The 21,079-nt window shown below is 65.1% G+C and carries 17 protein-coding genes; 2 read left to right on the top strand and 15 right to left on the bottom strand.

The genetic code is table 11. The features are described from left to right. Nucleotides 1-23 precede the first annotated feature (23 nt). Nucleotides 24-1,787, top strand: a complete 1,764-nt coding sequence (locus tag ACWPM1_RS09985) for a class I adenylate-forming enzyme family protein (protein WP_455694680.1) — start codon at nucleotides 24-26, stop codon at nucleotides 1,785-1,787. 11 nt (nucleotides 1,788-1,798) lie between these two features. Beyond that, on the top strand, nucleotides 1,799-3,049 hold the full coding sequence (locus ACWPM1_RS09980) for a TetR/AcrR family transcriptional regulator (protein WP_455694679.1): 1,251 nt from the start codon (nucleotides 1,799-1,801) through the stop codon (nucleotides 3,047-3,049). A gap of 54 nt (nucleotides 3,050-3,103) precedes the next feature. On the opposite strand, the gene ACWPM1_RS09975 is transcribed toward ACWPM1_RS09980, so the two are convergent. The 15 genes from ACWPM1_RS09975 to tsaD form a co-directional block, all read right to left on the bottom strand. Continuing rightward, nucleotides 3,104-6,229 (bottom strand): TonB-dependent receptor domain-containing protein, encoded by a 3,126-nt coding sequence (locus ACWPM1_RS09975; RefSeq protein ID WP_455694678.1) that lies wholly within the window; start codon nucleotides 6,227-6,229, stop codon nucleotides 3,104-3,106. A gap of 175 nt (nucleotides 6,230-6,404) precedes the next feature. Continuing rightward, on the bottom strand, nucleotides 6,405-7,574 hold the full coding sequence (locus ACWPM1_RS09970) for an MFS transporter (protein WP_455694677.1): 1,170 nt from the start codon (nucleotides 7,572-7,574) through the stop codon (nucleotides 6,405-6,407). Nucleotides 7,575-7,714: 140 nt separating this feature from the next. Further along, entirely contained in the window at nucleotides 7,715-8,782 is a 1,068-nt protein-coding gene (locus ACWPM1_RS09965; RefSeq protein ID WP_455694676.1) for an acyl-CoA dehydrogenase family protein, read from the bottom strand. Between the two features lie 13 nt (nucleotides 8,783-8,795). Continuing rightward, the gene (locus ACWPM1_RS09960) at nucleotides 8,796-10,004 is read right to left on the bottom strand and encodes an acyl-CoA dehydrogenase family protein (protein WP_455694675.1); all 1,209 of its coding nucleotides are present in this window, start codon (nucleotides 10,002-10,004) and stop codon (nucleotides 8,796-8,798) included. Between the two features lie 13 nt (nucleotides 10,005-10,017). Further along, a complete protein-coding gene (locus tag ACWPM1_RS09955) occupies nucleotides 10,018-11,505 on the bottom strand; it encodes an MFS transporter (RefSeq protein ID WP_455694674.1) in 1,488 nt (495 codons plus the stop codon). After that, nucleotides 11,502-12,809: an acyl-CoA dehydrogenase family protein gene (locus ACWPM1_RS09950; RefSeq protein ID WP_455694673.1), complete on the bottom strand. Its 1,308-nt coding sequence runs from the start codon at nucleotides 12,807-12,809 to the stop codon at nucleotides 11,502-11,504. Before ACWPM1_RS09950 ends, ACWPM1_RS09955 begins: the two co-directional genes overlap by 4 nt. Before the next feature lie 82 nt (nucleotides 12,810-12,891). Continuing rightward, nucleotides 12,892-13,659: an SDR family NAD(P)-dependent oxidoreductase gene (locus ACWPM1_RS09945; RefSeq protein WP_455694672.1), complete on the bottom strand. Its 768-nt coding sequence runs from the start codon at nucleotides 13,657-13,659 to the stop codon at nucleotides 12,892-12,894. A gap of 59 nt (nucleotides 13,660-13,718) precedes the next feature. Then, on the bottom strand, nucleotides 13,719-14,726 hold the full coding sequence (locus ACWPM1_RS09940) for a fumarylacetoacetate hydrolase family protein (RefSeq protein ID WP_455694671.1): 1,008 nt from the start codon (nucleotides 14,724-14,726) through the stop codon (nucleotides 13,719-13,721). Next, the gene (maiA, locus tag ACWPM1_RS09935; protein ID WP_455694670.1) at nucleotides 14,723-15,361 is read right to left on the bottom strand and encodes a maleylacetoacetate isomerase; all 639 of its coding nucleotides are present in this window, start codon (nucleotides 15,359-15,361) and stop codon (nucleotides 14,723-14,725) included. The genes ACWPM1_RS09940 and maiA overlap by 4 nt, the downstream gene beginning before the upstream one ends. Then, a complete protein-coding gene (locus tag ACWPM1_RS09930) occupies nucleotides 15,361-16,536 on the bottom strand; it encodes an acyl-CoA dehydrogenase (protein ID WP_455694669.1) in 1,176 nt (391 codons plus the stop codon). Before ACWPM1_RS09930 ends, maiA begins: the two co-directional genes overlap by 1 nt. A gap of 48 nt (nucleotides 16,537-16,584) precedes the next feature. Next, nucleotides 16,585-16,944, bottom strand: a complete 360-nt coding sequence (locus ACWPM1_RS09925; protein ID WP_455694668.1) for a response regulator — start codon at nucleotides 16,942-16,944, stop codon at nucleotides 16,585-16,587. Nucleotides 16,945-17,009: 65 nt separating this feature from the next. Next, nucleotides 17,010-17,528, bottom strand: coding sequence for a hypothetical protein (locus tag ACWPM1_RS09920; RefSeq protein ID WP_455694667.1), 519 nt, complete (start codon nucleotides 17,526-17,528; stop codon nucleotides 17,010-17,012). Beyond that, nucleotides 17,525-19,057: a lipopolysaccharide biosynthesis protein gene (locus ACWPM1_RS09915; RefSeq protein ID WP_455694666.1), complete on the bottom strand. Its 1,533-nt coding sequence runs from the start codon at nucleotides 19,055-19,057 to the stop codon at nucleotides 17,525-17,527. Before ACWPM1_RS09915 ends, ACWPM1_RS09920 begins: the two co-directional genes overlap by 4 nt. Continuing rightward, the gene (locus tag ACWPM1_RS09910) at nucleotides 19,054-20,037 is read right to left on the bottom strand and encodes an NAD(P)H-dependent glycerol-3-phosphate dehydrogenase (RefSeq protein ID WP_455694665.1); all 984 of its coding nucleotides are present in this window, start codon (nucleotides 20,035-20,037) and stop codon (nucleotides 19,054-19,056) included. Before ACWPM1_RS09910 ends, ACWPM1_RS09915 begins: the two co-directional genes overlap by 4 nt. Then, on the bottom strand, nucleotides 20,034-21,071 hold the full coding sequence (gene tsaD / locus ACWPM1_RS09905; protein ID WP_455694664.1) for a tRNA (adenosine(37)-N6)-threonylcarbamoyltransferase complex transferase subunit TsaD: 1,038 nt from the start codon (nucleotides 21,069-21,071) through the stop codon (nucleotides 20,034-20,036). The genes ACWPM1_RS09910 and tsaD overlap by 4 nt, the downstream gene beginning before the upstream one ends. Between the last annotated feature and the right edge of the window lie 8 nt (nucleotides 21,072-21,079).

Here is a 21,079-nt window from a genome sequence, read left to right as displayed (position 1 = left end):
AAGACTACCAAGCGAGGGAAATGATGTCTGACACGAGCCTGGCCGAAGCGATCGGCTGGACGGCGCCCGCCGGCTGGCCGGCGATGAGCCGTGCGAAAATCCGCGAGAAACTCACCGCCCCGGGTGAGCGGTTCGAAATGGAAACGATCGATATTCGCGGGGTACCCACCCGGGTGTGGAAGAACGCGCCGGAAAACTTGCGCGCGCTGATGCTGCTGGCGCGCATGCACGGCGAGCGTACCGCTTTCATCTACGAGGACGAGCGGGTCACTTACGCCGCGTTGCACCGCGCGGTGGCCAGGCTGGCCCAGGAGCTGCGCGCGCGGGGCATCGCGAAGGGTGACCGGGTGGCATTGGCCATGCGCAACTTGCCCGAATGGCCGGTCGCCTTTTTCGCCTGCGTCACCATCGGCGCCATCTGCGTGCCGCTCAACGCGTGGTGGACGGGGCACGAGCTCTCGTACGGGCTGGCTGACTCCGGAACCAAGCTGCTGATCTGCGATGACGAGCGGTGGGAGCGGATCCGGCCGCATCTCACTGATATTCCCGCACTCGAGCATGTGCTCGTCACGCGCGCGGCCGGTGAGCTTGCCCCGCCGGCCGAGCGTCTCGAAGACGTGATCGGTGCGCCGCCGACCTGGTCGGAGCTGCCCGACGCCGAGATTCCCGAAGAGACGATCGCCGCCGACGACGACGCGACGATCTTCTACACCAGCGGTACCACCGGCCACCCGAAGGGCGCGCTGGGCACGCACCGTAACCTCGTCACCAACATCTTCTCCAGCGGCTACGGCGCGAGCGTTGCCGCCATGCGCCGCGGGGACGAGCCGCCGCAGCCGGTCCACAAGACGATGCTGACGGTGATCCCGTTGTTCCACGTCACCGCCTGCTCGGCCGGGCTGATGGGCACCATCGCGGCCGGCAACACGATGATCTTCATGCGCCGATGGGAGCCGGTGAAAGCGTTCGAGATCATCGAGCGCGAGAAGGTCAATGCGACCGGCGGCGTGCCGACGATCGCCTGGCAGCTGATCGAGCACCCCGATCGCGACAAGTACGACCTCTCCAGCCTCGAGGCGATCGCTTATGGTGGCGCGCCTAGCGCCCCCGAACTGGTGCGCAAGATCCGCGAGGTGTTCGGCGCGCTCCCCGGCAACGGCTGGGGCATGACCGAGACGATGGCCACGGTTACCGGCATCTCGAGCGAGGACTACCTCAACAATCCCACGAGTTGCGGCCCCCCGGTGGCGGTCGCCGACCTCAAGATCATGAACGAGGACGGCACCGAGGAAATGCCGGTCGGCGAAGTCGGCGAGCTCTATGCGCGGGGGCCGATGGTTGTGAAGGGCTACTGGAACAGGCCCGAGGCCACTGCGGAGACCTTCATCGACGGCTGGGTGCGCACCGGCGACCTCGCCAAACTCGACAATGAAGGCTGCTGCTACATCGTCGACCGCGCCAAGGACATGATCCTGCGCGGGGGCGAGAACATCTACTCGTCCGAGGTTGAAAACGTGCTCTATGATCATCCGGCCGTCACCGACGCCGCGCTGATCGGCATCCCGCACCAGCAACTGGGCGAAGAACCGGCGGCGGTAGTTCACCTCGCGCCTGGCACCAGCGCGACCGAGGCCGAGCTGCAGGCGTTCCTCGCCGAGCGGCTTGCCAAATTCAAGGTGCCTGTGCGCATCCTGTTCAGCGAGGAAACCTTGCCGCGAAACGCCAACGGCAAAATCCTGAAGAAAGACCTCAAGGCGCTATTTGAACCAACGGCTGCTGCGCTCTAGGACGCTACGGCATGCAGGGAGAAAAGACAGCGGAAGTGGGCGAGACCGAGAGGTTCGGGCGGCGGCGGGAGGACGTAATCCATGCCGCATCCGCGCTGATCAACGAGCTTGGGGTCAAAGGTACAACCTTCGCCGAACTTGCCCGGTTGGTCGGCCTCAACGCCACCAGCATTACTTACTACTTCGACCGCAAGGACAAGCTCGTGGTCGCGGTATATTCAGCCACGCTGGACTGGCTGGAGGATGCGGCGCGCGAGGCGGCGTCGAAGCCGACGCCACCTGAACGCCTGCGGGCCTTTATTGCCAGCCATGTCGCGCTGCGTCGCCGGATTCGCGCGGGCGAAAAGGGTTTGATCACCGCACTCAGCGAGATCCGCACGCTCGACGAGGAAGCGCAGGCGCCCTTGCTGGAGCAGTACGGGCGAGTGGTCGGTCACGTGCGTCGCATTTTCGGAGACGACCGCGGTGGCGCTCAACGCGCGCTCGACACCGCACGCGCGCACATCCTGCTCGAGGCGATGTATTGGTGGCCGGTGTGGTCGCTGCGCTACTCCACGCGCGATTTCGGGCGGCTGGAGGCCCGGATGTTCGACGTGCTTGCGTACGGCCTCGCCGCTCGACCAGGCGAATGGGCGCCGCTGCCGCTCCAGAATTCTTCCTGGCGGAGCAGCGATGGCGAGAGCGAGACCGCTGACGCCTTCCTTCGCTCCGCCACGGTGATGATCAACCAACGCGGTTATCGCGGCGCATCGGTCAACCGTATTGCCTCGGCGCTGGGAGTGACCAAGGGCAGTTTCTACCATCACCATAATGCGAAGGACGACCTCGTCTTCGAGTGCTTCCAGAAGAGCTACGACCGGCTTTCGGCGGTGCAGCTCGCGGCGGGGGTGACCAAGGCGAACGGGTGGGGCCAGATCGCCAGCGCCCTTGGTGAGCTGATCGACCTGCAGTTCCGCGATCCCATGCCGCTGTTGCGCACCACCGCGCTGCAGGCGTTGCCTAGCGACGAGCGCGGCAGTGTCGTGATCCGCTCGAACAGGCTCGCCAATCGCTTCGCCGGGATGCTTTCGGACGGGATCGCCGAAGGCTCGGTGCGGGCGGTCGACCCCATGGTGGCCAGCCAACTGATCATGCCGGCGCTGAACGGTGCCTACGAGGCACGCGCCTGGGCGGCGCGCCAGCCCGATCCGGCGGCGGCGGTACGGCTCTACGCCTGGACCTTCGCGGCGGGTGTGTTCAACGACCCGCCTGAAATCTCCTGAGCCATAAGAAAAGGCCCCCGATCGCTCGGGGGCATCTCCTTGCTGATCCGCTAATCAGAAGCGCTGCGAGATCGCCACCTTCAGAGTGAAACCCAGCGGGCTCGCAGTGAACGGATCGTAGTTGAAGTCTAGCCGCGCAAACGGCGGATCCTTGTCGAAGATATTCAGCGCGGAGATCGACAGGGTGCTGCCGATCGACTCCAGGTTGAGGCGATAGGTGGCATCGAACGTGTCGAACGTACCGATTTCCTTGCCGCCCGGCACCTCGGCGCCCGCAAGCGAGCCCGTGTTCGCCGCCCCGGCGAAGATGGTCGTGCGCTGGTCGGTGTAACCGTCGATGTAGTTGTACTGCAGGCGCAGTGAATGCGGACCGGTTTCGCCTTGCAGATAGGCGAAGCCCTTCCATTGCGGCAGCGGATAGGCCGTGGTCTGGAAATTGAGCTTGCCGACCGCGTCGAAAGCCGGCTGCACGAGGACACCCTCCACAGAGACGTCTTCGACCTGGTATTCGATGACGTAGGTGCCATTGAGGCCTGCTTCGAGATTGAAGTCCTCCCCGAAACCGGTCCGATACGATGCCGTGAAGTCGATGCCCGAGGTAGACACCTTGGCCCCGTTGACGATGTTGGTGCGCAGCCGCGTCACGTTGCCGATCCCGCATCCCGCCGCAGTGAAGGTGAAACGCGCCTGTAGCGCAGCGAACGCGGGATTGTTGCAGTTCGCCGCCCCGCTCGCCCCGAACAGCGCGGTGACGATTCCCGACACCGGCTCGGTTTCGATCGGACCGCTGAAGTCGTAGCGGAAGTAATCGACGCTGGCCCGGAACGGGCCGGTGTCGAGGATCACCCCGCCGCTGTAGGTGGTGGCGCTTTCGGGCGTGAGGTTTGGATTGCCGGTAATGTCGACTGCCCGGAACGAGGTGCCGATGACCTGCAGCGAGGTGACGTTGCCGAACAGCGTTTGCGGCGGCGGGCCGCGGAAGGTCGTGCCGACCCCGCCGCGTAGCGCCAGCCAGTCGGTCAGCTGGAACTTGGCGCGCGCTTGATAGTCGAAGGTGGACCCAACGTTTCCGCCATAGTCCTCGAAGCGCGCCGACAGCTGCGCCTGGAGCGCATCGGTAATCGGCAGCTGCAGCTCGGTGAACGCCGCCCATACGTCGCCTTTGACCCCCCGGTCGAGGTTCGTGCCAAGGAAGCCGAGCGCGCCCGTCTGCGGGCTGCAGGTCGCCGCCGGGTTGAGGGGTGAGCCGGGGCAGGGAAAGATCGCCAGGTTGTTAACCGGCGAGTAGGCGATCGAGTATGAGTTCTTGCGGTATTGGCCGCCGATCGCGAAGCCCAGCTCGCCGCCGGGGAGGGTCAGGCCCGATTGGCCTGAGAGCACCAGATCGGCCACCCACAGGTTGGTGATCGTGCGCGACTCGATGTCGTCGCGGAAGAACGTGTCGATTGTCGCCACATCATTGATGAGGCCCGCGCCGGGGGTGGTCGAAAGCCCGTTGGTCGGGCGGCTGCCGGCGTAGTTCGGATTGGTCTGGCCGGTGACCGCGTTGACCGCGACCGCGGTGGAGAATGGGTTGAAAAACGTGCAGCCGTTGGTCCCGGCGGCCGCCGCGAGCTGCGCGGCCGTAAGTCCGGCGCGGGACTGTGGCGTGGCGAACGCGCAGTTCGGCCCGCCGAAGCCGGCGAGCGCATTCTGCAGCAGATCGCCAAGCGTGTCGGTTCCGCTGATGGTGCGATCGTATTGACTGTAAGTCAGCGAACTCGTGAGATCTAGCGTGGGCGACAGTTCGAACTGCAGCTCACCCGACAGGAACACCTGGTCGGAGGTGCGCGGGCTGAACGCCGATCCGCGGTCGTTGTCGTCGAAGAACGACGGGTTGCCGCCCAGCAGGGCCGGGCGGAACAATACCGGAAAGCCCACCGCCGGCTGCGTCGGCGCGCCGGTCGCATCGACCGAACATCCAGCGGTCGCCGCGCCGTAGACCCGGCAGTAATCGCGAAGCGCGGGTGCATACGTCGGGATCACGAAGAAGCCGGGCAGTGCAAAGAGCGAAGGACCGGCGGCGTTGGTCGACGGCGGTAGCGTCGGCAGATAGCTCGGCGAGGTGGTTATCCGCGTTTCCGAGTGGCCCCACAGGCCATTGACCCGGAAGACCAGGCTGTCGCTGAGGTCGATCTCGGTGTCCATGAAGAACTGAAAGCGTTCCTCGGGCTCGACTAGATTATCGAACTGACCGTAGTTGGTGAAGCAACGATCGGTCGGAGTGTTGCCCGCGGCGCCCGGGGTGAACGAGCCGGCCACGCTGCGGAAACCGCCGAGCGATTCGCAGCCGAGATCGCGAATGAAGTTGACCGCGCCGAATGCTCGGCCGCTCACCGGGTCGGTGAACGCCGCGAGGCCATTGAAGTCGAAGTTGCCAGGGTTGCCGCCGCCGGTATAGCCGCCGTTCGGATTGTTAGCGTACGGCTGGACGGTGAATTCGCGATCGGTCGTGCGGAGTTCCGAGCGCCGCTGGTAGCCGCCCGACACGAAAAAGCGAAAACCTTCGACCTCTTTGCCGAAGCTCAGCGCGCCACCATAATCACCCTTTGAACCAGGGATGTAGCGATAGTCGCCCGAGGCAAGGAAGCCATCCTGGTTTTCCTTGGTGATGAAGTTGACCACGCCACCGATGGCGTCCGAGCCGTAGGTGGCCGCCGCTCCGTCCTTGAGCACTTCGATCCGCCCGATTGCGGCGCCGGGGATCATGTTCACGTCGACAATAGAGCCGCCGGTCAAGGCCATTCGCTTGCCGTTAAAGAGTACCAGCGTGCGCTGCGGGCCGAGGCCGCGCAGGTTGACCGATGCAATGCCTTCGGAGCCTTGAGCGCGGGCATCGAACTGGTTGGCGTCGCCGATGACGCCGTTCGAAGTCGGCAGGTTCTTGACCAGGTCGAGCACGCTCGGGCTGCCCTGCTTGGCCAGTTCATCCGAGCTGATCACATCGATCGGCACCGGGGCGCTCTCGCTCGAGCCGCGGATCAGTGAGCCGGTGACCACGATCTGCCGCTCCGGCGCCGCGTCTTCGGCCTCCGCCGTGGCATCATCAGGTTGGCCGACCTGCGCCCATGCGGGCGCCGCAAATGTTCCGGCGGCCAGCGCGAAAAAGGCACACGAATGGCGTAGGTTGGCTGTGCTCATTGATCCTCTCCTTAAGCAACGTGTCTACCCACTTGTCGCGGATACCCGTTTCTCGAAATTCAATTACGACTGGGCCCCGGTGTCAAGCAACAATCGGTAATCTCGCAGGGTAATTCACCGAATGTTACTGCACTGTAAGCTTACGGCAACGCCAAACCGCGTTCTCGTCAGGCCTTCACCGTGCCTGCCTCGGCTCGCGTACCCCGAATTTCATCAGCATGAGAGCCGCGACCAGCGCGGCGAGCACCAGCGCGAAGAGCGGGCCGAACCCCGCTACCGCCACCAGCAGCCCCGCGAACACAGGGCCTATGGCAGCTACCGCGCCCTCTGCGGTGGTCACGAACGCCAGCCGCATCGGGATGTCCTCGTGCGCGCCGAACTCGAGCACCATCGTGGTAGCGGCCAGCATCCATCCAGAAGCGCCGGCTCCCAGCAATACGAAAGCCACATAGAATGCCGCCGGGCTCGAGCCGGCGAATACCAGCAGTCCAATCCCTGCGATGGCGCTGGCTATGGCGAGCATGAACACCAGGCGAAAGCCCCACCGGTCGCCCATTGGCCCCCACGCGAGGTTGGACAGAGTATCGGCGCCAAGGAACGCAAGGCTGAGCCCACCGATCAGCGCCCCACTGAGGCCCAGCCGCTGGCCCGCGTACACGGTCCAGAACGGTCCGCCGATGCGCACCGCTGTCGCCAGTGCCTGGGCGCCGATAAACCGCGCGAAATCGCGGTTTTCGAGCAATTGAGGAAATTGGCGAACCCGTTCTCGCAGCGAGATCACCGGGCGGGATGCCGGCGCGGGAGGCTCGCGGATCATCGCCTGGAGCGCAAACAGACCCATGCTGGTAAGTACAAACGCGAGCAGGAACGTCGTCGCGTAGCCGTTGCCAAGCCATTGGTCCTCGATGAACCATTGTCCGGCGACATAGGCCAGCACCGCTGCGATCAGCCCGCCCGCCATGTTGCGATAGCCTTGCAGCCGGCCCCGCCGGGCGATCGGGATCACCTTGGCCATCAGCATTTGAAAGGCGACGCGCTGCGCGCCGTTGAAGAATCCGAGAAAGGCGAACAAGCCGAGCGTTACCGCGATCAGGATTTGGCCGGTGAGGAACCAGGCGGCCAGCGCAAGGCCCAGTATTGCCACCCGCATCAGCGATCCCACCTTGATCGAATAGGGCAGGATGTGGCTGCGGTGCTCGATCCGTGCGCCCGAGAGGATCGGGGAGATCGTGGCTCCGAGTTGGAGCAGGGCGACACCAAGCCCGACGGCCGCCGGACTGCCGGTGATCGCGAGCATGTATGCCGGGATGATCGTCGGCGCGTAGATCAACCGGAATCCGGTCATCCCCAGCACGCCGTGGATGAATGTCGCCGTGTAGTTTCGCTTCAGGTTGTCTTCGACGAAGCGCGCATGTTCGGCAAAGCGATCGTTGGCCCCGTCGCTCAGGGCGGGGCCGAGATCGTCGAACTCGTCGGGCGGCGGCGTCAGTATCCGGCGAGCGCCGCGAAGCGGTTCTTGAGGTAGCTTGTCGAGCCCCAGCTCGCTTCGAGCACGCGGGCACGCTTGAGGTAGAAGCCGATGTCGTATTCGTCTGTCATGCCGATGCCGCCGTGGAGCTGAACGCCCTCGCGGCTCATGGTGTGGAGCACGCGGTTGGCCTCCGCCTTGGCGACCGCCGCTGCGCGCGGAATGCCGAAGCCGCCGTCGAGCGCCTCGAGCCCGCCTTCGACCGCGCTGCGCATCATCGCGAGATCGCCGAACAGGTCGGCCATGCGGTGCTGCAGCGCCTGAAAGCTCGCCAGCACCTGATTGAATTGCACGCGCTGCTTCAGGTAATCGAGCGTGACGTCGAACACCTGCTGCGCCATCCCGAGCATTTCGGCCGCGGTGAGGATGCGCGCGCGGTCGAGCACCTGGTCGACGAGGTCGTCTTTGCCACTCGCCAGCTTGTCCGCGGCGGCGCCGGTGAAAGTCACCTCGGCATGGCTGCGCTGATCGGTCAGCTTGCGGTCCGACAGCGACACGCCATCGCCCTTCTCGACGAGGTAGAGTCCGTCCGCCGCCGCGACCACGAACAGTGTTGCGCCGTGCGCTTCGTGCACAAATGCCTTGGCGCCGGAGAGCTTGCCGCCCTCGACCTTGGCCGAATAGCTGCCGGTGTGGCGCGGGCCTTCGTCGACCGCCAGTGTGCCGACGACTTCGCCGCTGGCGAGCCTGGGCAGCCACTTGGCTTTCTGCTCCTCGCTGCCGCCGAGCACGATCGCGCCCGCCGCCAGCGTGGTGGCGACGAACGGGCTCGCCGTCAGCGTCTTGCCCAGTTCCTCCGCGACCAGCCCGGCGCTCATCCAGCCGAAGTCGCTGCCGCCATGCGCTTCCGGAATGACGATCCCGGCCCAGCCCATCTCGGCCATGGTATTCCAGGCGTCCGCCGAATAGCCCTCGGCGGGCTTTTCATTGCGCACCTTGCGGAAGGCGGCGACCGGGCTTTCGTTGGTCGTCCAGTTGCGCGCCATGTCGCGCAGCATTTCCTGTTCTTCGTTCAAGATAGCCATATCTGCGCGCTCCTTACTGGTGGTCCAACATGCCGAGCACGCGCTTGGCGATGATGTTGTTCTGGATTTCGGTCGAGCCGCCGTAGATCGTCGTCGCCTTGCCGAAGAGCCAACCGCGCACGCCGGCGAGCTCGCTCTCGGAAAAGCCTTCGCCTTCCCAGCCGAGTCCCTGCAGCCCCATGATCTCGATCAGCATCTCCTGCCGTTCCTGGCCGAGCTTGGTGCCGAGCTTCTTGAGCACCGAGCTGATCTCGGAAACGCCGCCCGCCGCCTTGCTCTCCTCGACCGCGCGGCGCGCGGTGAGCAGGAAACTCTGCCAGCGGATCTCGAAGTCGGCGATCTTGTCGCGCAGGACCTTGTCGGCAATCGCGCCGTTCTCGTCCGTCTCCAAGTACTTCTTGGCCACGTCCGACAGCGCCGCACCCATCAGGCGGGCCATCGAGCCGCCGCCCGAGAGGTTGGTCCGCTCGTGCTGGAGCAGGCGCTTGCCGATCGTCCACCCCTGGCCTTCTTTCCCGACCAAGTTTTCCTTCGGCACTTTCACGTCGGTGAAGAAAGTCTCGCAGAACGGGCTCATCCCGCTGATCATCTGGATCGGGCGGACTTCGACGCCGGGGTCCTTCATGTCGATCAGCATGAAGCTGATCCCATGGTGCTTGTCGCTCTTGTCGGTACGGACGATGGCGAAACACTTGTCGGCCCACTGGCCGCCGCTGGTCCAGGTCTTCTGGCCATTAACGAGGTAGTGATCGCCCTTGTCCTCGGCGAAGGTCTGCAGGTTGGCGAGGTCGGAGCCGGCGTTTGGCTCGGAGTAGCCCTGGCACCAGCGGATTTCGCCGCGCGCGATGGCGGGGATGTGCTCGCGCTTCTGCTCCTCGCTGCCGTATTCGAGCAGGGTGGGGCCGAACATCATCACGCCCATACCGCCGATCGGGTTGTAGGCGCCGGCCTTGGCCATCTCTTCCTGGAGGATGCGGGCCTGCTTCTTGCTCAGGCCGCCGCCGCCGTATTCCTTCGGCCACGTTGGCACGCCCCAGCCGCGCTCGCCCATCGCTTCGCGCCAGGCCTTCTCGGCGGCGCTTTCCTGGGTCGGCCCCTCGACGGTCGCCAGCGCGTTACCCTTGCCTTTCAGCTCGGGCGGGAAGTTCTTCGCGAGGAACGCGCGCACTTCCTCGCGGAATGCCTCGTCGGTATCGGCTTTCGGTTCGGCCAGGGTCGCCATCGCTTCTCTCCTGCTATCGGGCGGGCGCGCCGAGCGGCGCGTTCTGTATGTCGCGGTTTCTTGCTTCGGCTTCTCGTGCGCGCAAGCGCTCCACGTTGGCAAGGTGTTTTGCCTCAGTGATGGGATAGAACCAGATGATCAAACCGCCGAGCGCCCACAGGCCCAGCACCATCGGCACGTAGTGCGCGATCAGGCTGTCGGTCATCGCGGTGGTGACCTTGGCGGGATCGATGCCGGCGGGGAAACGCGACGTTTCGAGCACGATGCCGGCGGCAAGAATCCCGAGCCCCGACGCGCACTGCGCCGCGAAGCTCGACGCAGAGAAGAAAATCCCCGCGTTGTGCGTGCCGGAGCTTACCGCGTCGTCCTCCACGACGTCGGCGAGCATCGAGGCGGTCATCATCAAGCTGATCGCCACCATCGCCCCGTAAACCGCGCCGATTACCAGCAAGGTCGGCAGGAGCAACGGGTGCCCGGGCTCGAAGAACAGTCGGAAATAAGTGAGCCACAGCGGTGAGGTGCCGAGCATGACGCCGCCTAATGCCAGCCACAGCGCCGAATTGCGCTTGCCCCACCAGCGCGTCACCACCGGGGCCAGCGGCAGCGCGATGCACACCGCCACGAACCCGTCGAGCGTGAGCAGCGCGAGTTCGCCCGAGCTGAGTTCGTAGACGTACGTGCCGAAATAGAGCGAGGTCGCGCCGTAGAGGCCGATCGCCGTCCACTTCAGGATGGCAAAGCCGAACACCGTCAGGAACGCGCGGTTCTTGAACGCGGTCCCCATCTCCTTGAGGTGCGACATAAGCCCGGGTGACGCGGGCCGGTTCTCCGCCTGGCGAATGTAGGGAATGCGCGAGCGGGTGCCCCAGCCGCACACGAGGATGCTGATGAACACCAGAGCCGCGCCGGTTAGCGCGAACGGCACGTAGCCTGCCGGGTTGAGCTGGCCCTTGGGATACTCGGGGGTGGCGACGAAGAAGAACTTCAGCGCGAAGGCGGTGAAGGCAAAGGTCCCGGCGTAGGCGAACCAATAACGCAGCCCGTAGATGCGGCTCCGCTCGGCATAATCCTGCGTCAGTTCGCTGCCGAGCGCGTTGGCCGTCACCTGGTATGTCGACATGAACATGCGCGCCATCGCGCAGAAGCCGAAGATCCAGACGCCCATCGCAAAGTCCGACAGGCCTTGCGGCGGAAACCACGTCAGGCCGAAGAATATCGCCGCGGGCGCGGCCGCGCCGTAGATGTAGGGATGCCGCCGGCCGAGCCGCGAACGCGTGAGGTCGGACACGCGACCGATCAGCGGGTCGACCACCGCGTCGACCAGGAGCGTCAGTGCGATCGCAGTGGAGACGATCGACGCCTGCACCCCCAGGACCTGGTTGAAATAGAGCAACAGGTAGGTCGAGAAGGCCGCGCTCTTGATGCCGTCGGCGATCGACCCGAAACCGTAGGCGATCCGCGTGCTCCGGCGCAGGGGCGGCGCGTCAGCGGCGACGGTCAAAGGGCCATCTCCGCGGCATCGGCGATTTCGCCGACGGGATCGGGATAGAGCTCCATCGCCAGCGCCCGCCGATTGAGCGTCGAGTAATCCGGGAACACCGGATCCTTCACGTCACGGTATTGCTTGAGATGCTGCTTGGCGACGGTGACTTTGTGCACCTCGGTCGGGCCGTCGGCGATGCCCATCACCATCGCGGCGATAAGGCCGCCGACGAACGGCATCTCGTTGGATACGCCGAGCGAGCCGTGGATATGGATGCAGCGCTTGGCGATGTCGGCGTAGACTTTGGGCATGAGCGCCTTGATCGCGGCGATGTCCTTCCGCACGCGGCGGTAATCCTGGTACTTGTCGATCATCCACGCGGTCTTGAGCACGAACAGCTTGAACTGCTCGAGTTCGATGTAGCTGTCGGCGATGTCGAACTGCACGCCCTGGTAGTCGGCAAGTGTGCCATTGCGAGTGGTGCGGCTGACCGCGCGGCGGCTCATCTTGTCGAGCAGCTTCTTGCAATTGCCGACGGTGCGCATCGCATGGTGGACGCGGCCGCCCCCGAGGCGGGTTTGCGAGATCGCGAAGGCGCCGCCACGCTCCCCCAGGAGGTGATCGGCGGGCACGCGCACGTCGGTATAGCGGACGTAGCTCTCGCTGCCGTCGGCCTGGCCGTAGACGCCGACGTTGCGGACGATCTCGACCCCGGGCGTGTCGATCGGGACGATGAACATGCTCATCCGCTCGTGGCGCAGTGCGTCAGGGTCGGTCACCGCCATGACGATCAGGAATTCCGCCCACTTGCCGTTGGTCGAAAACCACTTCTCGCCGTTGATCTTCCAGTGATTGCCGTCCTGCTCGGCGCGGGTGACGAAATTGGTCGGGTCGGAGCCGCCCTGCGGCTCGGTCATCGAGAAGGCGCTGACAATCTTGTTGTCGAGCAGCGGCTGGAGGTATTGTTCCTTCTGCTCGGGGGTGCCGTAGTGGGCGATGATCTCGGCATTGCCGGTATCGGGGGCCTGACACCCGAACACGATCGGGGCGAACGTCGCACCGCCGATGATCTCGTTCATCAGCCCTAGCTTGACCTGGCCGTATCCCTGGCCGCCGAGCTCGGGCCCGAGGTGACAGGCCCACAAACCCTGGTCCTTCACCTCCTGCTGGAGCGGCCGGACGAGCGCGTTGCGGCGCTCGTTCTTCACGTCGTACGGGTGGATGCCGAGATAGCCGAGCGGCTCGACCTTCTCGGCGACGAAGCTTTCCATCCAGTCGAGCTTCGCTTGAAATTCGGGATCGGTTTCGAAATCCCAAGCCATTCATCGATCTCCCGCAGGCCGCTTTATCGCGGCTCCACGAATCGAGCATACCGCTTTCTGGAAAACGGGCAAGCGCCTGAAATCAGACGGTGGAGCCGCCATCGACGACAATGGTCTGACCGGTGAGCCAGCTCGCAGCCGGCGAGGCGAGAAACACAGCCAGCCCGGCGATGTCGTCCGGCTCGCCCAATCGCCCCATCGGGGTCCGGGCGACCGCCGCCTGGGCCGCGGCCGGGTTCTCGTATAGCGCGCGAGCGAAATCTGTCTTCACGAGGCCAGGGGCGATGCCGTTGACGCGGATGCCATGCTGTCCGTTTTCGACCGCGTAGTTGCGCACCAGCTGGATGTCGGCCGCTTTGGTAATGGTATAGGCGCCCAATTCGCGCGACCCACGCAACCCGCCGATCGAGCTCACCACCACGATAACGCCGTCCTGTTTCGCGCGCATGCCAGGCAGAACCATCTGCACCAGCCAGTGGTTGGATAGAATGTTGTTGTCGAGCGTCTTGCGGAACATCGCATCGTCGATGGTGTCGAGCGAGCCGTAGTGGGGGTTCGACGCTGCGTTGCAGATCAGAATGTCGATCGGGCCGAGGGTTTCAACCGTGCGGCTGACCAGGTCCTGCAGGGCTTCTTTCGAAGATATGCTCGCCGCAATCGCCAGCGCGCGGCCTTCGCCCCATTCCGCGTTGATGGCAGCGGCAACCTCTTCGCAGGCCTCCTGCTTGCGGCTCGAGATCACTACCCGCGCACCGCGCTGGGCGAGCCGCTCGGCGATAGCCCGGCCAATGCCGCGCGACGAGCCGGTAACGACGGCTACCTTGCCGTTGAGGTCGAACGGATCGTTCATTTTTCTCTCCCTTGGTTGGGAGATACCATGATTTCGAAAGCGAGCGGGCGCAAGCCCGCTTAAGCGGCGACGATTTCCTGTTCGATCTTGCCGAAAATCGAGTGCCCGTGCGCGTCGCGCATCTCGACCGAGACCACATCGCCCGGCTTCATGAACGGTGTTGTGGGTTGTCCGCCCGCGATCGTTTCGATCATGCGGATCTCGGCGATGCACGAATAGCCCGCGCCGCCTTCGCTCACCGGCTTGCCCGGGCCGCCGTCGGCGCCCTTGTTGCTGACCGTCCCCGAGCCGATGATCGAGCCGGCACCCAGGCTGCGGGTCTTGGCGGCGTGGGCGACGAGATCGGCAAGGCTGAAAGTCGCCTCCTGCGCGGCATTGGCGCGTCCGAACGGCTGGCCGTTGTAGTCGACCATCAGGGGGAGGTCGATCACGCCGTTCTGCCAGGCGTCCTCAAGCTCGTCGGGGGTGACCGCGACCGGGCTGAACGCGCTCGCGGGCTTGGACTGGAAGAAACCGAAGCCCTTTTCGAGCTCGCCCGGGATCAGGCCGCGCAGGGATACGTCGTTGACCAGCATCAGCAGCTTGATGTGCCGGGCCGCTTCCTCGCGGCTGACGCCCATCGGCACGTCGTCGACGATGCAGGCGATCTCGCCTTCCATGTCGCAGCCCCATGCTGGGTCCTTGAGCGGGATGGGGTCGCGCGGGGCGAGGAAACCGTCGCTGCCGCCCTGGTACATCAGCGGGTCGTGGTAGAAGCTCTCGGGCACCTTCGCGCCGCGTGCCTGGCGGACCAGCTCGACGTGGTTGAGATAGGCCGAGCCGTCGGCCCACTGGTAGGCGCGGGGCAGGGGGCTCGCCGCATCGTGCTCGTGGAACCGGCCGCACGGCACGGTCCAGTGCTCGACGTCGCGATAGAGCGCGTCGAGCGCGGGCGCGACCTCGTCCCAGTTGTCGAGCGCATACTGCATCGTCGGCGCGATGTGCTCGGCCGACGAGTAGCGGGTGATGTCCTTCGAAACGACGACGAGCTTGCCGTCGCGCCCATGCTTGAGTGATGCGAGTTTCATGTCGGCGGAGTGTCCGGCTGGTTGTCTGGGTGGGCGCGCTCGAACGCGGGGAGGGCGAGGCAGGCGGCCTCGATCCGCTCGATGTTGGGCATTGCGCTGGTGTCGAGCGCGAAACGTCGAGCGTTGTAAATTTGCGGTATCAGTACCGATTCAAACAGTCCGGGCCGGTCATGAAGCGCTTCATTGACACCCAACTGGGCTAGCCGGGCCTCCACCGGGACCAGCGTCTTGGCCAGCCAGTGCCGGTACCAGGTGTCGATGGCGGCCTGCTCCTGACCCAGCTCGTTCTTGAGGTATTGCATCACCGACAGGTTATTAACCGCATGAATATCCGTGGCAATTGCATAGGCGAGCTCGCGCGCGGTGAAGCGGTCCTCGACATCGCGCGGCAAAAGCGGGCGATCGGGATAGGCCTCGTCGAGCCACTCCAGGATCGCCATCGACTGGGCCCGGTCCCGCCCGTCCGCCTGGAGCAGCGGCACCCCGGCAAAAGGGTTGTGGGACAGGAACTTAGCGTCCTTCTGCTCGCCCTTGACGATGTTCACGGGCTCGATCGCGTAGTCGAGGCCCTTGAGGTTCAGCGCGATCCGCAGCCGGTAGCTGGTCGAGCTGCGGAAGTAGGCATGGAGCTTCATCAAAACGCTGGGATCCCGGTCACCGCACGACCGAGGATTAGCGCGTGCACGTCGTGCGTGCCCTCGTAGGTGTTGACCGTCTCGAGGTTCACCATGTGGCGGATCACCTGGTATTCGCCGCTAATACCGTTGCCGCCGTGCATGTCGCGAGCCTTGCGGGCGATATCCAATGCCTTGCCCACATTGTTGCGCTTGACGATCGAGATCATCTCGGGCGCGAAGTTGTGCTCGTCCATCAGCCGCCCGACCCGCAGGCTTGCCTGCAGCCCGAGCGCGATATCCGTCATCAAGTCGGCGAGCTTGAGTTGATAAAGCTGTTTCGAGGCCAGCGGCACGCCGAACTGCTGGCGGTCGAGCCCATACTGACGCGCGGCGTGGAAACAGAATTCCGCCGCGCCCATCGCCCCCCAAGAAATGCCGTAGCGCGCGCGGTTTAGGCAGCCGAACGGTCCCTTGAGCCCTGACACCTCCGGAAGCAGTGCGTTGGCGGGGAGCTTGACCTCGTCCATCAAGATCATGCCTGTGGTGGATGCGCGCAGCGACAGCTTGTTCTCGATCTTCGGCGCCGAAAGGCCATCCATGCCCTTTTCAAGCACGAACCCCCGGATCGCGCCACCGTGCGCTTCGCTCTTGGCCCAGACGACAAACACGTCGGCGAATGGCGCGTTCGAGATCCAGGTTTTCGCGCCCGACAGCGAGTAGCTGTCGCCATCCTTCTTCGCGTAAGTGCGCATCGCTCCGGGGTCAGAGCCTGCGTCAGGTTCTGTCAGCCCGAAGCATCCAATGAGATCGCCGTTGGCAAGCCCGGGCAGATATTGGCGCTTCTGCTCCTCCGAACCGTAGGCGAGTATGGGATACATCACGAGGCTCGACTGCACGCTCGCCATAGAGCGATAGCCGGAGTCCACCCGCTCGATCTCCCGGGCGATGAGGCCGTATGCGACGTAGCTCGCACCGGCGCCGCCGTATTCCTCGGGGACGGTCGCACCGAGTAGGCCGGCGCGACCCATGAGCGGAAATAGCTCCGGTGCGTCGAGCTCGTTCGCGAAGGCGTCGATCACCCGCGGCTGTAGCTCTGATTGGGCAAACGCGTGCGCGGCGTCGCGGATCATCCGCTCGTCTTCGCTCAGCTGGGCGTCGAGTGCGAAAGGGTCCTGCCAGTCGAAAGGAGTCATCTTCGCCGCGATGGCAGGCGCGCTCGCCCGATGCAAGCGCGCGTCAGATCAAGCGGCGGCGAGAGCCTCGCGCATCGTCTCGATGATGCGATTAGGCGGACAGGGCTTCGAAAGCGCATGGGCTTCGGGATAGCGCCCGCTAACCTCGCTCGGACTTACTTCTCCGGAGTGAAAGATCACCGGTACATTCGCCGCGATCAGGGCATCGGCCAATGGGTACACCTCGCCGTCGTCGAGACGCACATCAAGGATTGCCAGATCCGGCCTCCGCCGTTCGAGCGCGTCGATCGCGGAGCTTGCGGTGTCGAACGGGCCTGAAACTTCGAACCCGGCTTCCTCAACCGTGTCGCACAGATCAACGCCGATGATCATCTCGTCTTCAGCGACGAGAACGCATTGCAAAGACATCGATGGCTCCGGAGTGAGTGGAATTCGGTTCCCGCCTAAATGGTGCAGCGGCCGTTTGGTTCCCCTCATTGAGCGCCAAACTTGGCCTCGAACGCTGCCTGGTCGCCCGCTGCCAGGAGACGGGCTTGCTCGACCCAGGCGTCGCGGCGGATGCGACCCTGAAACCTGCCCAATTGCGCGTCGATCCGGTCGATCTCCGTATCGTCCCACGCCGCGATCTGCGCGAAACTGCGCACGCCGATATCTTGCAAAGTCGTGGCGAGTTTCGGTCCCAAGCCCTTGATCCGGGTGAGATCGTCGGCCTGCATGGTCCGGATTTGCGCTTCCTCAGCCGCAGTGGCGACGGCCACCCCGGCTGCTCCGATGGCCTCCGACACCATCGGCGGCTTTCGGGTAGCCGCCGGTGCCGCATCGATCAGCGCCTGGTTGCGTGCTGCGCGATCGGCTCCCTCGTCGAGCGTATCGCGGCGATCGACCGCGACGCGGGTGCGCCGCGTGGCCAGGACGACCCACCACAGCACGACGAGCGCCAAGAGCGAGCCGATAACGAGGAGCGGCCAGTTGGCGGTGACGAATTCGTTCATGAGCGAGCTTCCTCGGGCAGGGCGGCCTCATCGGCCGGATGTTCGAGATTGCGGCGGAACAGAACACGGTCTTCGGGGCCGAAGCCATACTTCCAGATGACCAAGCCGTACGCGCCTAAGATGGCCGGAATACCGAACACCAGTTCGACCCATTCGGGCAGGCGCACCACAATCGCGCCGATGATGACTGCGGGTGCGGCAGCCCAAACGAGCGCCCAGCGCCAGTTGTTGATCGGTTCCTTCAGGATGTGTGAAAGTAGCCGCGACTTGACCAGGGAGGCGGTTCCCAGCGCCAGCATCAGCGCTGCCGCAGCCCCGGCCGCCTTCCACGTTTCAGGCAAGTCGAAGCGCTCGACCAGCATCATGGCGCCCACGGTCAAGGCCGCCTGGAGCGCGATCATGGCCACGGAAATGAGCAGGTTCTTCATCCGCGCGACGTAGATGAGCGCCGCTTCGGACACGACCGCGGTGGCCGCGACAACTTCGGCGGCCAGTAGAAACGCAAGGGCTCCCGTGCCGCCGACAAAGTTCGGCCCCATGAGGCCCATGACCCCCTCGGCTGGAATTCCCAAGGCCAGCCCGATGCCCGCCTGCGCCGCGACGATCCAGAAACCGACCTGACATACCTGTCGGGCGATCGCGGCATGGTTCTTCTCCTTGAGATTGCGCGTGATCACCGGGCCCAGAATCGGTTCGAAGCTCGTTTTCAACTTCTGAGGTAGCGAAGCGACCTGCTGTGCGACGTAGTAAACTCCGACAGCGGCTGGCGCCGCGAACAGGCCGAGAATGAAGATGTCCAGCCGCCGGGTGCCCCATTCGATCGCATCTGCGGTGGCAAGCGGTAGCGCGCGCCAAGTCAGCCGGGCCATCGCCCGGGGGCGTGGCCGCCATTCCTTCGGCAGGCCGTACGTCCTCAGGAAGGGCCAGAGGGCCGTAAGGAGCCCTGCATAGATCGACGCCAGGTAGGCCATCGACAGCCCCGAGTCCGGGATCACGAACCACAGCCCGCCCGCCAGAATTGAGATGGTCCACGGCTCGACGACCGCTCGCGCACGTACCGTGGCGCCTACGTCGAAACGGTAGGCCTGCGCCGCAAGGACTATCTCGGTGAGGGCGTAGCCCGGTATCGCCAGCACGATCAGGCGATCGAGCTCTGTGTATTGGCCGCTCGGAAACATCGGCGCCGGCACAAGCCAGAAAAACCCGCCCGCGATGACCGAGGCGGCCGAGGCGATCAGTATTCCATCGAAGACGAGATTGGCCGGCCGGACATCGGGTGCCTCTGATATGCGCTGGGCAAGGCCTCGCTTTTCGCCCATCGAGCAGATCATCGCCGTCAGTTCCACTACCACGAGGGCGGAAGCGAAGCGGCCGAGCGCCTCGGGGCCGTAAAGCCGACCGGCGATAAAGAGAAACGGCAGTCGCGCAGCGAGGCGCAGGAGGAACCCGAAGAAGTTTGTCCGCCCGCCCTTGGCGAGAGCGGCAATATCTTCCTGCGGATTTTCAGGCTGGGTCGCCCGCACGCTCACTCGACGATTTCCGTCGTAAGGGGGCGGGCCAGTAGTTCGGCCACGATCGCGCGCGCCGGGGCTCCCTGGAGCAGGCGATAGACCGCCGCAACGATCGGCATGCCAACACCGTGTCTGGCGGCGAGCTCGGTCAGCACCGGCGCGGTATGCGCCCCTTCGGCGACCGTGCGGCGATCCGCCATTAGCGCCACCGGATCCCCGCCTTCGCCGAGCGCCTTGCCGAGGCTGAAGTTGCGGCTCGCGGTCGACGAACACGTCAGCACGAGGTCGCCTAGCCCGCACAGGCCGGCCAGCGTGTCCCGTTCGGCTCCGAGTGCTTCGCCGAAGCGCAGCATCTCAGCATAGCCACGCGCGATCAGCGCCGCCCTGGCGTTTTGGCCGAGCTTCAGCCCTTCGACCACCCCGCAGGCGATCGCGAGGACGTTCTTTACCGCGCCACCCACCTCGGCGCCGACGACATCTTCCGAATAATATGGCCGAAAAGTCGGCCTTGCGATGGCGGGGTGTAGCCGCTCCCACTGACTTGCTCCGCCGCCGCAGGCCAGGGTAACCGCGGTGGGCAATCCGGCGGCGACTTCATGAGCGAACGTAGGCCCAGACAAAACTGCAATGTCGCTTCCGGGGGCAGCGTCACGCGCGACGTGATGCATCGGCCGCCCCGTACCCGCCTCGATCCCCTTGGAGCACAGCACGAGGTCGCGGGGATGGGTTGTCATGGCGCCGAGCACTGCGGCCATGTGCTGCGCCGGTGTAACGACCAAAAGGACGTCCAGCGCCGCCATGTCGTCTAGCTCACCCGTAGCTCGAACCGTCGGCGAGAGCACCACGGAAGGCAGGAACGGTCTGTTCGTATGGGCCGAGTTGATTTCGTCCACCAACTCAGGTTCTCGCGCCCACAGCAGCACGCCGCGCCCGTCACCCGCGAGCATCTGCGCCAGGGCCGTGCCCCACGCGCCCGCACCGAGAACGCCGATGCTCAAGCCTTGTATCCGGCGCCGCGGACGGGTTCGGCCGCTGGATCGAGCGGCCAGCGCGGCCGCGCGGCGATGTCTAGCGGGTCCGAAGACAGGCCCCGCGCGAGACGCTCTTGTCCAGCCCAGGCGATCATGGCGGCGTTATCCGTGCATAGCGACCCGGGCGGGGCGGAGAATCGCAGATCATGTATCGCGGCGAGCTGTTCCAAGGCGCCTCGCACGGCGGAGTTCGCCCCCACCCCTCCGGCGACGACCAGCGTTTGCACGGGCCTCATGGCGCTGAGGGCCTGACGAATGCGGTCAATCAAGCAGTCGATGGCGGCTTGCTGGAAGCTAGCCGCGATGTCGACGTCGGCATGACGCCCGCTCTGTTTCGCTCGCAACACTGCGCTCTTGAGCCCGGCGAAGCTGAAATGCGGCTCGCCGCTACCCAACAGCGGGCGGGGCAAGGGGACGGCGGCCGGGTTTCCCTCGCAAGCGAGCTTTTCGACCGCCGGGCCACCGGGAAACCCGAGGCCGAGAATCTTGGCCGTCTTGTCGAACGCTTCGCCCAGGGCATCGTCGATAGTGGTGGCGACCCGGGTGTAACGGCCGACCCCCTCGACGCGTAGTATTTGGCAATGCCCTCCCGAGACGAGCAGGAGCGCGTAGGGAAATTCGAGAGAAGGGTCGGCCAGCCGCGGACTGAGCGCGTGGCCTTCGAGATGATTGATCGCAAATAGCGGAACGTCCGCCGCCATCGCCAGAGCCTTGGCGCTGACCAGGCCGACCATCACGCCCCCGATCAGTCCCGGGCCGGCGGTTGCCGCCACCGCATCGAGATCGCCGAGCGCTATTCCGGCGTCATCGAGGACCGCTTCGATCATCGGCGCGAGACGTTCTGCGTGTGCGCGGGCGGCAATCTCCGGCACCACCCCGCCAAAGGGGGCATGCGCTTCGTCCTGGCTGGCGATTCTCTGGCCGACGATCGTGCGGTCGTCCGCCACGAGCGCGGCCGCGGTTTCGTCGCAGCTCGATTCTATGCCGAGGACCAACCCCATGTGCCTTT

It is taken from the genome of Tsuneonella sp. HG249 (assembly GCF_053819205.1).
This window is presented reverse-complemented; position numbering and strand designations above follow the sequence as displayed.